This window comes from Longilinea arvoryzae, from assembly GCF_001050235.1.
Lineage (GTDB): Bacteria > Chloroflexota > Anaerolineae > Anaerolineales > Anaerolineaceae > Longilinea > Longilinea arvoryzae.
The window spans coordinates 338353-352204 of sequence record NZ_DF967972.1; the positions used below are offsets into that span (position 1 = coordinate 338353).

Annotated in this window: 15 protein-coding genes and 1 pseudogene; 13 read left to right on the forward strand and 3 right to left on the reverse strand. The window is 60.8% G+C overall.

Going from position 1 to position 13852, the window contains the following annotated elements; translation table 11 throughout:
* The first annotated feature begins 147 nt into the window (after positions 1-147).
* Positions 148-2034, forward strand: a complete 1887-nt coding sequence (locus LARV_RS01560; RefSeq protein ID WP_075071983.1) for a glycoside hydrolase family 5 protein — start codon at positions 148-150, stop codon at positions 2032-2034.
* Positions 2035-2142: 108 nt separating this feature from the next.
* On the forward strand, positions 2143-3102 hold the full coding sequence (locus LARV_RS01565) for a GNAT family N-acetyltransferase (protein ID WP_075071984.1): 960 nt from the start codon (positions 2143-2145) through the stop codon (positions 3100-3102).
* Between the two features lie 48 nt (positions 3103-3150).
* Here the strand turns inward: LARV_RS01565 and LARV_RS01570 are convergent, their stop codons facing one another.
* Together LARV_RS01570 and LARV_RS01575 are read right to left on the reverse strand one after the other, a co-directional pair.
* The gene (locus tag LARV_RS01570) at positions 3151-3645 is read right to left on the reverse strand and encodes a GNAT family N-acetyltransferase (protein WP_075071985.1); all 495 of its coding nucleotides are present in this window, start codon (positions 3643-3645) and stop codon (positions 3151-3153) included.
* Between the two features lie 25 nt (positions 3646-3670).
* Entirely contained in the window at positions 3671-4141 is a 471-nt protein-coding gene (locus tag LARV_RS01575) for a GNAT family N-acetyltransferase (protein ID WP_075071986.1), read from the reverse strand.
* Between the two features lie 118 nt (positions 4142-4259).
* Between LARV_RS01575 and LARV_RS01580 the strand changes: the two genes are divergently transcribed.
* The 8 genes and pseudogenes from LARV_RS01580 to LARV_RS20530 all read left to right on the forward strand — a co-directional run bounded on the left by LARV_RS01580 (position 4260) and on the right by LARV_RS20530 (position 9969).
* Positions 4260-5084 carry a M55 family metallopeptidase gene (locus LARV_RS01580; protein WP_075075069.1) on the forward strand — a complete coding sequence of 275 codons (825 nt, stop codon included), beginning with the start codon at positions 4260-4262 and terminating at the stop codon, positions 5082-5084.
* Positions 5085-5267: 183 nt separating this feature from the next.
* A pseudogene (locus tag LARV_RS20890) lies at positions 5268-5498 on the forward strand (NUDIX domain-containing protein); the annotation flags it as partial.
* Positions 5499-5699: 201 nt separating this feature from the next.
* Complete coding sequence (locus LARV_RS19805; RefSeq protein WP_407936364.1) at positions 5700-6506, forward strand: GNAT family N-acetyltransferase; 807 nt, start codon at positions 5700-5702, stop codon at positions 6504-6506.
* Positions 6507-6762: 256 nt separating this feature from the next.
* The gene (gene tyrS / locus LARV_RS01595; protein ID WP_075071987.1) at positions 6763-8043 is read left to right on the forward strand and encodes a tyrosine--tRNA ligase; all 1281 of its coding nucleotides are present in this window, start codon (positions 6763-6765) and stop codon (positions 8041-8043) included.
* 107 nt (positions 8044-8150) lie between these two features.
* Positions 8151-8684 carry a GNAT family N-acetyltransferase gene (locus LARV_RS01600; protein WP_075071988.1) on the forward strand — a complete coding sequence of 178 codons (534 nt, stop codon included), beginning with the start codon at positions 8151-8153 and terminating at the stop codon, positions 8682-8684.
* Between the two features lie 140 nt (positions 8685-8824).
* Complete coding sequence (locus LARV_RS20520) at positions 8825-9169, forward strand: putative sulfate/molybdate transporter (protein WP_075071989.1); 345 nt, start codon at positions 8825-8827, stop codon at positions 9167-9169.
* Between the two features lie 48 nt (positions 9170-9217).
* Positions 9218-9856 carry a putative sulfate/molybdate transporter gene (locus LARV_RS20525; RefSeq protein WP_201785854.1) on the forward strand — a complete coding sequence of 213 codons (639 nt, stop codon included), beginning with the start codon at positions 9218-9220 and terminating at the stop codon, positions 9854-9856.
* The gene (locus LARV_RS20530) at positions 9826-9969 is read left to right on the forward strand and encodes a hypothetical protein (RefSeq protein WP_201785855.1); all 144 of its coding nucleotides are present in this window, start codon (positions 9826-9828) and stop codon (positions 9967-9969) included. The genes LARV_RS20525 and LARV_RS20530 overlap by 31 nt, the downstream gene beginning before the upstream one ends.
* Positions 9970-9994: 25 nt before the next feature.
* Here the strand turns inward: LARV_RS20530 and LARV_RS01615 are convergent, their stop codons facing one another.
* Entirely contained in the window at positions 9995-10726 is a 732-nt protein-coding gene (locus tag LARV_RS01615; RefSeq protein WP_075071991.1) for a GNAT family N-acetyltransferase, read from the reverse strand.
* A 278-nt stretch (positions 10727-11004) separates the two neighbouring features.
* On the opposite strand from LARV_RS01615, the gene LARV_RS01620 reads away from it, so the two are divergent.
* Genes LARV_RS01620 through LARV_RS01630 form a run of 3 tightly spaced genes read left to right on the forward strand, consistent with a single transcriptional unit; the run spans position 11005 to position 13770 of the window.
* Positions 11005-11712: an ABC transporter permease gene (locus tag LARV_RS01620; RefSeq protein WP_075071992.1), complete on the forward strand. Its 708-nt coding sequence runs from the start codon at positions 11005-11007 to the stop codon at positions 11710-11712.
* Positions 11713-11715: 3 nt separating this feature from the next.
* Positions 11716-12435 carry an ABC transporter ATP-binding protein gene (locus tag LARV_RS01625; RefSeq protein ID WP_075071993.1) on the forward strand — a complete coding sequence of 240 codons (720 nt, stop codon included), beginning with the start codon at positions 11716-11718 and terminating at the stop codon, positions 12433-12435.
* A 24-nt stretch (positions 12436-12459) separates the two neighbouring features.
* The gene (locus LARV_RS01630) at positions 12460-13770 is read left to right on the forward strand and encodes a substrate-binding domain-containing protein (protein ID WP_075071994.1); all 1311 of its coding nucleotides are present in this window, start codon (positions 12460-12462) and stop codon (positions 13768-13770) included.
* Positions 13771-13852 lie beyond the last annotated feature (82 nt).

Sequence of the window (13852 nt, forward strand, 5' to 3'; positions counted from 1 at the left end):
GCCATTTTCGCATGATATTCATTATATACAGGATATTGTTGATAAAACTTATAGTATATTAAAGTATTGCTTTTTGACCAAATGCGGGTGGATTTTTAACCAACCCATTTCGAATTTGCGCTACAGTAGTGGCAAAGGAGCTCAACCATGATCCATCTTGACAGCCGAAATTTCAAAGATGAATATGGGCGCACGCTCATGCTACGCGGCGTCAACCTGGGCGGCAGCAGCAAGGTGCCCGTCCAACCTGACGGCGCCACCTGGAACAAGGCAGGCTTCTACGATCACCGCCATGTCTCCTTTGTCGGGCGCCCCTTTCCACTGGCCGAAGCTGACGAGCACTTCAACCGCCTGCGGAACTGGGGCTTCACCTTCCTGCGTTTCCTGGTCACCTGGGAGGCCATCGAGCACGCCGGGCCGGGCATCTATGATGAGGCCTACCTGGATTATGTGCGCGCAATCGTCGAAAAAGCGGCCGAGTACGGCATCCAGGTGTTCATCGACCCGCACGAGGACGTGTGGAGCCGCTTCACCGGCGGCGACGGCGCGCCGGGTTGGACGCTGGAGGCAGCCGGTTTCGACCTGACCAAAATCCACGCCACCGGCGCGGCCATCCTGCATCAGGAGTACGGCGATCCCTTTCCGCGCATGGTCTGGCCGACCAACAACAACAAGCTGGCCGCCGCCACGATGTTTACGCTGTTCTTTGCCGGCAATGATTTTGCCCCACTGCTCAAGGTCGACGGCGAGCCGATTCAGGACTATCTGCAGCGCCATTACATCGCCGCGATCCAGCAGGTGGCGCTGCGCCTGCGCGGCCTGCCCAACGTGGCCGGCTACGATACGCTCAACGAGCCCGCCAACGGCTGGATCAGCGAGCCCGACCTGCGCAAACCCGGCCAATCCGTGCCGGCGTTGATCGGCGCCTCGCCGACCATTTTCCAATCCATGCTGCTCGGCGCGGGCATCCCGCAGCGGGTCGATTGCTACGCAGTGGGATTGGCCAGTTTCAAAAAGACGGGCCAGGTGCTGCTCAACCCGCAGGCTGAACGCGTCTGGTGGGAAGGTCAGGCAGACGTCTGGCGCCAGCACGGGGTGTGGGATCTGGACTCCCATGGCCAGCCCGTGCTGCTCAAGCCGGATTATTTTACGAAGGTCAACGGCCGGAGTGTCAATTTCGATGAGGATTATTTCAAACCCTTCGCCAACCGCTTCGCCCGCGAAATCCGCGCGCTGGCGCCTGAGGCTCTGATTTTCGTCGAAAGCGTGCCTTCCTTTACGAACCTGCACTGGGGCAGCCAGGACGAGACCCAGATCGTGCACGTACCCCACTGGTACGACGCTGTGACCGTGTTGAAAAAAACCTTCCTGCCCTGGTTCACGGTGGACGCCGACACGCGCAGGCTGGTGTTCGGGGCGGCCAACGTGCGCCGGGATTTTGCCGCGCAACTGGGGCGTCTGCTGCGCCAGGCCGACGAGCAGATGAACGGCGCCCCGACGCTGTTGGGCGAGGTGGGCATCCCCTTCGACCTGGACGGCGGAAAGGCCTTCCGCAGCGCCGATTTTTCGCGCCAGGTGCAGGCGCTGGACGCAACCATGGCGGCCCTGGAGATGAACTGCCTGAGCTTTACGCTGTGGAACTACACCGCCGACAACACAAACCAGCGCGGCGACCTGTGGAACGACGAGGATTTCTCGCTGTTTTCACGCGACCAGCAGAACGGCAGCCATACCGTTTACGACGGCGGGCGCGCGCTCGAGGCTGCCCTGCGCCCCTATCCCATGGCCACCGCCGGCCAGCCCCTGCGCCTGGCGTTCGATATCCGCAGCAAGCGCTTCGAGTATACCTTCCGCGGCGATGATGGCGTTGTCGCCCCCACCGAGATCTTTGTGCCCGATTACCAATATCCGCGCGGTTTAAGCGTCGAAGTCTCGGATGGATCCTACGAGTTCGACCGCGAAGCGCAGGTGGTGCGGTATATCCAAACCCCGGGCCGCGAGGCGCATACGATCCGTATCAGGCCAGAAACCTGACAACAACGTGGCGGAGGGGTCGTGCAAGAAGCGGCTCATGGATGACAAGCCATCAAACCTCCACAGAATCCAATCTGTTTTTCGGACCGCGAAAGGACGTCAAAAGCCATGCCCGGCATTCATCTGCGTCCGGCCGAATTGGAACGCGATTTCGGGCTGCTAGCCGAGCTCTTCACGCTCGAACAGGACGAGCCCACCACCGAATCGGGACTGATCGAAGACTATGAGGTCCATAAAGACCGCATCTTCTGCCTGACGGTGGCGGAGGACGAGAGCGGCGAATTTCTGGGGTTCAACTGGGCCACCCTCAACCGCGACAGCGCCCGTAAGGCTTATTTTTACGTCATCGTCCAGCCGGAACACCGCCTGAAGGGGGTCGGCAGCTGGCTGTATCAGGATGTGGAACAGTCCGCCCGGGCGGCCGGCGTTGATCAGTTGGAGGTTGGCATTCGGGATGACCGGCCGGAATGCCGGGCATTTGCCGAACGGCGCGGGTTCAGCGAACACCTGCACCGCATCGGGATGCGCCTGAATCTGGATGCCTTCGATGACCATCCGTACGACGAACTCATCGCCCGGCTCGAGGACGGCGGATTCTTATTTACCTCCATGTCCGAACTGGGGGACACGAACGAAGCCCGGCGCAGGCTTTACAGGCTCAATGACACCACGGCTGCCCAGACCATGGGCGCGGACGGCGACCATCCCTGGTCAGATTTCGAGGACTTTCAAAAGCATGTCTGCCAGGCGGAATGGTACCAGCCCGGCGGGCAAAAGGTCGCCATCGACGTCGCCAGCGGCGAATGGGCCGCCATGAGCGCAATCACGTGCTTTGCAAGCCGCGATTACGCGTACAATCTGTTCACGGGCGTGGACGAGCGCTACCGCGGGCGCAAATTGGGTCAGGCCGTCAAGGTGACCGCGCTGCGCTATGCCCGCGAGGTGCTGGGCGTGCACGAGGTCCGCACGCACCACAACACGAATAACCTGCCCATGCTGGCCATCGACCGTAAATTCGGCTACGAAGTCCTGCCGGGCGAGTTCGTCATGATCCGGAGCCTGATTTAGGAGCCTGCATTCCGAACGTGCCGGCCGGGTACTCATAGCACGGGCTCATCAGCCCGGTTTTTCAGGGTCAAAGTCCTCGAGTTCCAGCTTCATCTCGCTGGTCTGTTCGAAACCCATCTTTTCGTAGAGCAGGCGGCCCTCCTGCGAGGCGCGCAGCGTTGCCCGGGGAATGCCCTCTTCTTGCAGTAACACGAGAATTCGTTTCATTATGGCTGTCGCAAGCCCGCGGTGGCGGAATTCCGGGCGGGTGTAGATGCCCATGATGTAGCCTTCGCGCCCCGAAAGGTTGTGGTAGGCTGGCGGCGCTTCCCGCAGGATCAGCCCGCCGGTGGCCGCAATTTGCCCATCCACCTCGACCAGCCAGGCTCGAAAACGGCCGTCAGCCAGGTGGGCATTCATGTACGTCTCGCTGGCGGCCGCCACCTCGGCCAGGATGTTGGGATCGCAGCATCCCATGGATTGGAACATCGCCAGGCGCAGCTCGATCAGCACGGGAATATCGGCCATTTCAGCGGCGCGAAGGAAGGGTTCAGGATTTGTCATGGCGGTATGGGATGGATGGCTGCTCCTACGCCAGCCGTAATTTCATTTCAGGGGTGGCTTCGAAGCCCAGCGATTCATACAACGGCCGCCCATCCGGGGACGCGCGCAGGGTCACGCGGGTGATGCCTTCGGCGCGCAGTTGATCCAGGATCGCGCGCAGGATGGCCGTCGCCAGTCCGCGGCGGCGAAATTCAGGCCGGGTGTATAAGGCCATGAGGTAGCCCTCCCGCCCGGAAAGATTGTTGTAGGTGGGCGGCGCCTGGCGGATGACCAGCCCGCCGGTGGCGACGGCCTGCCCGTCCATCTCGATCAGCCAGGCCCGAAAACTGCCGCCCGGCAGGTGTTCGCGCAGATAGACCTCGGTCGCGGCGGCCAGGCGGGCCAGCGACTCGGGATCGTGCCTCCGCATGGACTGCATTTGCGCCAGGCGCAGCTCGATCAGCACCGGGATGTCGGCGATTTCAGCGGGACGAATAATGGTATTAAGGGCAACCATACAGACCTCACAGGTCGTGATTTTGGAGAAGTATAGCCCAAAAATGGTTTCCGGATCACGTGTCAACGAATTGCGCTTCTTGGATTATACTCATCTCCATTCCACTCAGGAGCACATCATGAAATTGTTGATCGCTGTCGATATGGAAGGCATCACCGGCGTGGTCAACTGGGATCACGTTACCCCCAGTCACGCCGAATATCAGCGCTTTCGCCACCTGATGACCGCCGACGTCAACGCCGCCATCTGCGGCGCCGCCGACGCCGGGGTCGAAGAAATTATTGTCTCGGATGGTCACTGGTCCGGTACCAACCTGCTGATCGAGGAACTGGACCCGCTCGCCCGGCTGAACTGCGGCAGCCCGGCGCCCTTCTCGATGGTCCAGGGCGCCAACCAGAAGATCGATGCGGCCTTCTTCATCGGTTATCACGCACACATCGGTTCGCAAAACGCCATCCTGGATCACACCTGGTCGTCCACGGCGGTGGCCAATGTGTGGCTCAACGACCGCATCGCCGGCGAGATCGGCCTGAACGCGGCGGTGTGCGGCGCCTTCGACGCGCCGGTGCTGATGGTCTCCGGCGACCAGACCGCCATCGCGGAGGCGCGCGATTGGCTGGGCGAGATCGAAACCGCCGTGGTCAAGCAAGCCAGCGGGCGCTTTGCGGCCGAATGCCTGCCCCCGCCGGTTACCCAGAAGCTGATCCGCGAAAGCGCGACCCGCGCCGTGCGCCGCTACATGAAGGGCCGCGCCCCCGCCCCGCTCAAGGTCGATCTGCCCGTCACGGTGACCGTCGAATTCACCTACTCGAACATGGCCGACCTGGCTGCCATGCTGCCCGGCGCTGCGCGCCTGGACGCCCGCAAGGTGGCCTACACCGCCGCGGATATGCCCACAGCTTACCGGGCCTTCCGTTCGCTGGTGGGGCTGGGAAATAAGTGATGAGTTCTGAGTTGATGGGTTCTGAGTTCTGAGGAATGAAGGTCAGAGTCAATGGGTTCTGAGTTCTGAGGAAAAAGAAACCATAGGACGTTTAGATAATCTCGTTGACCCACACATTCTTTCTCATCACTCATCATTCTTCACTCATCACCCATCCCCCATCACTCCTCACTCATCAATTCAATGTCCACGTTTCTTCCCCTCCCCAAAGTCACCGCCCTCATCCTGCGGCCCGGGCTGACCGGGCCGCAGATCCTGGCCTTCCACCATCCCACCGCCGGGCTGCAATTGCCTGCCGGCACGATCGACCCCGGCGAAACGCCCGAGGCAGCCGTGCTGCGCGAAGCGGAAGAGGAGAGCGGCTTGACCCGCCTGCGCCTGGTCTCCAAGCTGGGCGTCGTGGAGGTGCAGGCTGAGCCGGGTCAGGGCTGGCTGCTGCGCAGTCTGCGCCCGTTGGAAGCGCCCCATCCCGGCGCGGCCGAGGTCGCCCAACGCATCGGGCGCGCCTGGCCGGTGAGCGTCGACGAACGGCGCGCGGGCCTGGTCCACGTCACCTACACAGAGAGCGACCTCAATTACACCCCACCGCTGTTCCAGTGGTCGGTCGCGGGATGGGTGCCGCAGGCCGACCTGGCGACCGCGCAGGTGCGCCACTTCTATCACCTCGAGGCCGCCGCGCCGACCGATCCCTCCTGGCAGTGGCGCGCCGATCACGGCCATATTTTTCGCTTCGAATGGCTGCCGCTGGATCCGCCTCCCGCGCTCATCCCGCCCCAGGATGGCTGGCTGCGTCACCTGCCCGCCGGCCCAGGCCCCGCGCAAGTGATCATCGAGCAGGGCGACCTGGCGCTGCGGAAATTGCAGCCCCACCCGACCGATTACGCCGCGCTGCAGCGCTGGCTTTCGGACCCGCGCGTGCTGGAATTCTACGCGGGGCGCGATCAGGCTTTCGATCTGGCGCGCGTTTCAGCTCAATTCGATCCGGCTGCCGCGGCAGCCGCCGGCGAAACGCCCTGCCTGATCTTCTACAAAGGCTGGGCAGCCGGCTTTTTACAGTTCTACCCGCTGGCAAGCCAGGCGGCCTGCGCCGACTACGGCCTCACGGCCGCAGGCAGCCTATCGGCCGCAGGCGACCTCACGGCCGCAAGCGGCAATCCCTGGGCGCTGGACCTGTTCATCGGCCAGCCCGAACTGTGGTCGCGCGGCCTGGGGACGAAATTGCTGAATGCATTCGCCGATTGGTTGTTTTCGAACACCCCGGCGACTGCGCTGGCCGTCGATCCGCACGCCGACAACCTGCGCGCCATCCGCGCCTATGAGAAAGCCGGCTTCCGGCGCCACAAACTGCTCCCCGCCCACAAACTGCACGAGGGAAAGTGGGTGGACTGCGTGGTGCTGGTGAAATCAGCTTTTGGCAATTAGCTTTTAACCTTTAGCCTTTAGCTTTTAGCCTTTAGCTTTTAGCCCTTGGCGTTTAGCGATTGGCTTTTAGATCCTTTCCTGGATATGAATTTCAGGGCCTGACATCGGTTCACGCTTCACTCTTCACTCATCCCCAATACCGAAGCAACGAATACCGCATCAACCCAAATCCCCTTTTACCCGTCCCACCCTGCTGATGATATACTAAGGCCATATCCAACCCCGGAGCAGCACCGGGTATTACAGGGAGTAAAGAATGTCCAACAGTATTTTCGAAGAACTTCAATGGCGGGGGATGGTCTACGACAAGACCGATGGCGTGCAGGATTTGCTTGCCAGAGAGAAAGTGACCGTCTACAACGGCTTCGACGTGACTGCCGACAGCCTTCACGTCGGGCATATTGTGCCGCTGGTTGCCCTGGCGCGCATGCAGCGCTTCGGCCACAATCCCATCGCGCTGGCCGGCGGCGGCACCACCATGGTCGGCGACCCGTCCGGCAAGACCAGCGAACGCACCCTCATGTCGCTGGAGGCCATCCAGGCCAACACCGAGGCCATCAAGGTCCAGCTGGCCCATTTTCTGGACTTCGAGACCAAGATCAACCCGGCCAGGGTGCTCAACAACGCCGATTGGCTGGCATCGCTCAATCTGATCGAGTTCATGCGTGACATCGCCAAGAATTTCACGGTCAACTACATGCTGGCCAAGGATTCGGTGCGCACCCGCCTCGAACGCGAGGAAGGGCTCTCGTTCACCGAGTTCACGTATATGCTGCTGCAATCCTACGACTTCCTGTATTTGTACGATCATTACGGCTGCCGGCTGCAAACCGGCGGCAGCGAACAATGGGGCAACATCACCGCCGGCGTCGAACTGGTACGGCGCATGCGCGGCGAGCAGGCCTTTGGCATGGTCTACCCGTTGATCACCAAGGCTGACGGAACCAAATTCGGCAAGACCGAATCCGGCGCCGTCTGGCTGGATCCCAAACGCACCTCGCCCTACCGCTTCTACCAGTTCTGGTTGAACACCGAAGACAAGGATGTGGTGAACTACCTCAAGTACTTCACCTTCCTCGAGCACCAGACCATCGAAGACCTGGCCGCGGCCGTGGTCGAGCATCCCGAAGCGCGCGAGGCGCAGCGCCGCCTGGCAAGTGTGATGACCCAGACGATGCACGGCGAGACCGCCCTGGCGCGCGCCGAACAGGCCAGTCAGGCCCTCTTCGGCGGCGATATCAGCGGCCTCTCGGCGGCCGAGATCAGCGACATCTTCAGCGACGTACCCTCCTGCGAACTGTCCAAGACGCAGCTCGAGGGCGACGGCCTGCCCGTGGCCGACCTGCTGGTGAGCGCCGGCGTGGCCAAGTCGAAGGGCGAGGCGCGCCGCTCGCTGCAGGAAGGCGGCATCTACATCAACAACCGCCGCGTCAGCGATCCCAATCCTTCCGCAACGCTGACTGACCTGCTCGAAGGCCAGTTCATCGTTCTGCGCAAGGGCAAGAAAAATTACACGCTGGTCAAGGTGATCGGGTAAATTCACAGGTCATTTGAACTTCAGAGGCCGGCAGGCAGGCGTTTTTTGGTAAATGTCTTGCTTTTCGGCCTCTTCTTATACCAACCTGAGTCGCAGAGGGGAAAACCATGCTCTTTACAGAGATTGAAACGGATCGATTGATTCTAAAGAACATCGGCACGGATGACCGGGATTTCATCTTCGCCCAGTTTTCCGATGACGTCGTGAACCGCTACCTGTTCGACGCCGAACCGTTGAGCGATCTCCAGGGCGCCGACGAGATCATCGCCTTCTACACCCAACCCGAACCGCGCTCGCAGCAGCGTTGGATTCTGGTGCGCAAAACGGACGGCGCGAAGGTGGGCACCTGCGGTTTCCACTGCTGGAACCCACCCGAGGGCAAGGTGGAGGTCGGTTACGACCTCAGGGAAGCCTTCTGGGGAAACGGCTACATGCAGGAAGCCATGCAGGCCATCCTCGCCTTCGCCCGCGAGAAGATGCATGTCAAAAAGATCGACGCGTGTATAGCGGTCGAAAACCAGCGGTCGATCCGGGTGGTCGAAAAGTTCGGTTTCGTTCGCTCCGGTTCGACGACCCTGGTGTTTCGCGGCCGGGAATACCCGCACCACATTTACTCGCTGGAATTGGCAAAATCCGCGTGAACCCCATCGATGCCTGGAGGCGGCAGAATCATCCGCGCATTCCGACGTGCATTTGTATAATGATTGGATAATCATCCAGGGCCATCCAGGACGGGGCGAACCGCGCGTCTGATTGATACGGCCCGTCGGAAAAGCGCAGGATGCGATTCAAATCTCTTGAATTCAACCTGAGAGAACTGGCCGGGTCGATGGGCGATTTTGGAACGCTGCTCCCATTGGCGATCGGTTATATTGCCGTCAACGGCCTCAACCCGGCCGGTTTTTTGGTGATGATGGGGCTGGCGAATATCGTCACCGGCCTGGTTTACGGTCTGCCCATGCCCATCGAACCAATGAAGGTGCTGGCGGCGGTGGCGATTGCGCAGCACTGGTCGCCGTCCTTGATCTACGCGTCCGGCTTCGCCATGGACGTGATCTGGTTATTCTTTGCCGCGACCAACCTGGTGGGTTGGATTTCGAAAGTAACGCCCAAATCCGTAATCTAGGGCATCCATATCACGCTGGGCATCCTCCTGGCGATTGAGGCGCTCAAATTGATCTCCAGTTCCTGGATGCTGGGCATGGTCTCGATTGGAATCGTGCTGCTTCTTCGCCGGAATCGCTACGCTCCCGCCGCCGTTGTTTTGATACTGCTGGGTGTGGTAATCAGCCTCGTCAACGGTAAATTCCATCAGGTCAGCCTGCCGGCCTTCACGCTGCCGCCGCTGACCCGTTTTTCGCTCCGGGAAGTCTGGCAGAGTATGCTGCAGGCGGGCTTTGCCCAAATCCCACTCACCGTAACCAACGCCACCATCGCCACAGTCGCGTTGATCAAGACGTACTGGCCCGAAAAAGCCGTTACCGCGCGCCAGCTCTCGCTCAATCAGGGCATCATGAACCTGATCGTCCCATTTTTCGGCGGCATGCCGATGTGTCACGGGGCCGGCGGCCTGGCCGGACAGTATTATTACGGCGCGCGCACGGCCGGGGCGAATATCCTGGAAGGGACAATCGAAATTTTGCTGGGCCTGTTCTTCGCCGCTTCGGTCGCCGGCCTGTTCGCGGTCTTTCCCTCCGCCATCATCGGCGCCATGATGCTTCTGGGGGCATCGAAATGGCGCTGTTTGCCCGGAACGCCCGCCTGGACGTGGATGTGCTGCCCATGGGAGCAACCATCGCTGTCGCTTTATTGACCAATATGGCCTGGGGCTTCCTGGCCGGACTCGCGGTCCATTATTTGATCCAATCCATCCTCAAGCGCAAGAAGCATCCCGAAGGCCAACCCCCGGCGATTCCCCCGGGATGAGCGAGGGCCTTGGAGCGCAAGCGCCTCAGGCCGCCCTGACCATCAGCTCTTCCTCGGTTACGTACAACCGGAAGTTCAGTGAACGGGCCAAATTGACGGACGCGATGTTCGCGGCGTCGCAGCGGTACTGCGGGAGGGAACCCCGTTCGACCAAACCGGCGCACAGCGCCCGCACGGCCGCCCTGCCCAGGCCGCGTTTGCGGTAGTCCGGGTGGGTCAGCACCCCGACATCCATGAATCCGATGTAATCGAAAGCGCTGGCCGCTGCCGCAAGCTGCCCGTCTGCCAGGCAGCCGAAAGCCAGATCATCGTCGACCTCCACGCAGCCCGCCTCCACCTCGGCCGGAGGGTTGGCGGCGTGCAGCGCCTGCATCAACCCGGCATCCTGGGCGGTCAATTGGCGCAGCTCGAGTGGCGCCAAAGGCTGGATTGCCGGCAGGTCCGCGGCATAAAGGTAATGATAGAGCGTGCTGTCGCGCGCGATGACTTTCCAGCCATCGATCGGGGCCAGGTCATCCGCGCGCAACGCAGTTCCGGCCGGCCGGCCTGCGGATGCGCTTTTCAGATAGCCGGCCAGATGAGGATCGAATTCGAGAAATGTGCGCCGGTGAACGTAGCGGAAACGGACCAGTTCCTTTCCGTCCCAGCGCTCGATCGGAATCCATTCCGTACCCGGCTGGTTCAAGTTCTCGGTTGGGCAATGATAATGATTGCCCCAATTTTGAAAAATGGTTCGTTCAAAGGCGTCGAAATCCATGCATGCACCCGGCAGACGAATTAATTTTGAAGATCAGCAGGACTTATTTTTACTGCATTTCCACCGGAAACGTGGCCAGTCTTTAAGGCCAGAATCCCCACGCCATGGCATTCGTTGCACGAATTGGATTTCGGCGATTGATTTTTTACTCGAGCTCGTTTGGGTGGGGTTTACTTCCGATTATCCAAAGAGTGTCAAAATAATTCCAAAAAATGTAACGGTTGCATGCAAATGAATATACAGTATAATAGCAGGCGACAGCACAGGAGTACTCGAAGTTGGAAAGAGTCGTACAGGGTATTATCGATGGTTTAAAAATGTTCTTTGGCGGCGATCCGGTACTGTGGGAGATTATCCTGCTCTCCGCCAAAGTCAGCGGCATCGCCTTGGTGTTTAGTGCGGTATTGGGAATCCCGATTGGGGCGTTTCTCGGCCTGGTTCGCTTTCGCGGACGGCGGCTGGTGCAGGCATTCGTTTACACGGGCATGGGACTGCCGCCGGTAGTGGCCGGCCTGGCCGTCTACCTGCTGCTCTCGCGCGCCGGAATCCTCGGGCCGCTCAATCTGCCCTTCATACCCCAGTTGTTCACCGTTTCCGCCATGATTCTGGCGCAGGTGATCATCGCCACGCCCATGATCGTGGGCTACACCATGTCGGCGGTGGCCGAGGTGGCGCCCGATCTGCGCCTGCAGGTGAGGTCGCTGGGCGCGACCCCTTTCCAGGTGACCGTCGCCGTGCTGCGCGAGGCCCGCATGGGCCTGATCGTCGCGCTGGTCGGTGGGTTGGGCTCGATCATCTCCGAAGTCGGCGCGGTGATGATGGTGGGCGGCAATATCGAAGGCAAGACGCGCGTGCTTACCACGGCTATCATGCTCGAAACTCGCCAGGGCGATTTTTCGCTGGCCATCGGCCTGGGAATGGTGCTGCTGGCGCTCTCTTTTGCGATCAATTACGGCGTCACCCAGCTTCAGGGTAAGGGGAACTGAATCATGGGCGCCATTTACGAACTCGATACGTTGAAAAAGCTCTACGAAGGGCGCGCCGTCCTCGATCTGGACCGCCTGACCATCGAACGGGGTGAAATTCTGGCCATGGTCGGTCCCAGCGGAGCCGGAAAATCGACGCTGCTTCGCCTGCTCAATTTTCTCGAAACGCCCGAGCAGGGAGAACTGCGTTATAAGGGCATCTCCGCCGTTTCGATCCCGCTGGAACTGCGCCGCCAGGTGACCACAGTTTTCCAGCATCCGGCGCTGCTGCGCGACAATGTCGAGAACAACGTGACCTACGGTCTGCGCCTGCGCGGCCAGCGCGACTGCGGCGATCTGTCGCAGACGATTTTGAAGCGCATGGGCCTGGAGAAGCTGCGCCGCTCGCAGGCGCGCACGCTCTCGGGCGGCGAAGCGCAGCGCGTGGCGCTGGCGCGCGCCGTGGTCATCCAGCCTGAAGTGCTGCTGCTGGACGAACCCACCGCCAACCTCGATCCATACAACATCGGGTTGATCGAAGATGTGGTGAAAGAAATCCACCAGCAGCGCGGCGTCACGGTGGTGCTGGTCACGCACAACATCTTCCAGGCCCATCGTCTGGCCGACCGCGTGGGATTGATGCTCAACGGCGGCCTGATCGAGATCGGCCCGTCTTCCCAATTTTTCGAAGATCCCCGCGATCCGCGCACACGCGCATTCGTTCGCGGTGAGATGATCTATTAGCACTAGAAATCAGGAGAGAGAAATATGAAATCGACGAAGTTCGCGAAGATTTTTGGACTGCTCGTCCTGGCGTCCATGCTGTTGGCCGCCTGCGCGCCGGCCGCCACCCCCACTGCCGTGGTTGAACCTACCGCCGCCGCAGTGGAACCCACCGCCGCCCCGGTCGAGCCGACTACCGAGCCCACGGCCGCCGCAACCGAAGGCACGAAAACCCTGATCCTGGCCACCACCACCAGCACTCAGGATTCCGGCCTGCTGGATTACCTGCTGCCCATGTTCACCCAGGATACGGGCATCGAAGTGAGCGTAATCGCCGTTGGCTCCGGCCAGGCGCTGCAGATGGGCAAAGACGGCGACGCCGATGTCCTGCTGGTGCACTCGCCCGCTGCTGAAAAGACCTTCATGGACGACGGCGACGGCATCCGCCGCGAAGACGTGATGTACAACGACTTCGTCATCGTCGGCCCCGAAGCGGATCCCGCCAAGATCACCGGTATGACCGCGGCTGTCGATGCGTTCACCGCCATCGCCAACGCCAAGGCACCCTTCATCTCCCGCGGTGACGAATCCGGCACCAACGCGAAGGAATTGGCCATCTGGAAAGCCGCCAAAATCGAACCCGCCGGCGATTGGTACATCTCCGCCGGCCAGGGTATGGGCGCCGTGCTGACCATGGCCGATGAGCAACAGGCCTACACGCTGAGCGACCGCGCCACCTACCTGGCCCAGACCCAGAAGGACCTGACCCTCAAGGTTCTGGTGGAAGGCGACAAACTGCTGCTCAATCCCTACGGCGTGATCGCCGTCAATCCGGCCAAGAACGCCAAGATCCAGAACGACCTGGCCAACCAGTTCATCGATTGGATCATCTCGGTGCCGGTGCAGCAGAAGATCATGGACTTCAAGAAGGCAGAACTCGGCCAATCGCTGTTCATTCCCCAGTCCAAGTTATGGCTTGAATCACAAACTGCTGCCGCCCCCGCCGCCGCCCTCAAGATCACCGGCCTGGTGGAAACCGAACAGGCCTGGGCCGAAGCGGACGTGAAAGCCATGACCACCCTGGAAGTCGAAGCCGCCAACAAAGACGGTGTGATGTCCAAGTACACCGGCGTTTCGCTGAAATCGCTGCTCGAGCTGGCCAAGCCGAAAGCCGATGCCACGACGGTCGTCTTCGTCGCCGATGACGGTTTCACCGCCGAATTGCCGCTGGCCGACGCACTGGCCTGCGAGAAGTGCATCGTTTCCTTCCGCGACAAGGGCGGTTTTAGCACCGTGATGCCCGATATGGCCAACAAGCTGAACGTCAAGGGCGTCATCGAGATTCAGGTGAAGTAATTTCTCCGCAGGAAGGAGTATTCAGGGACCTTCCTGATCCGTTTTTGCAAAGGCGCAGCAAATCCGTTTTATTGCTGCGCCT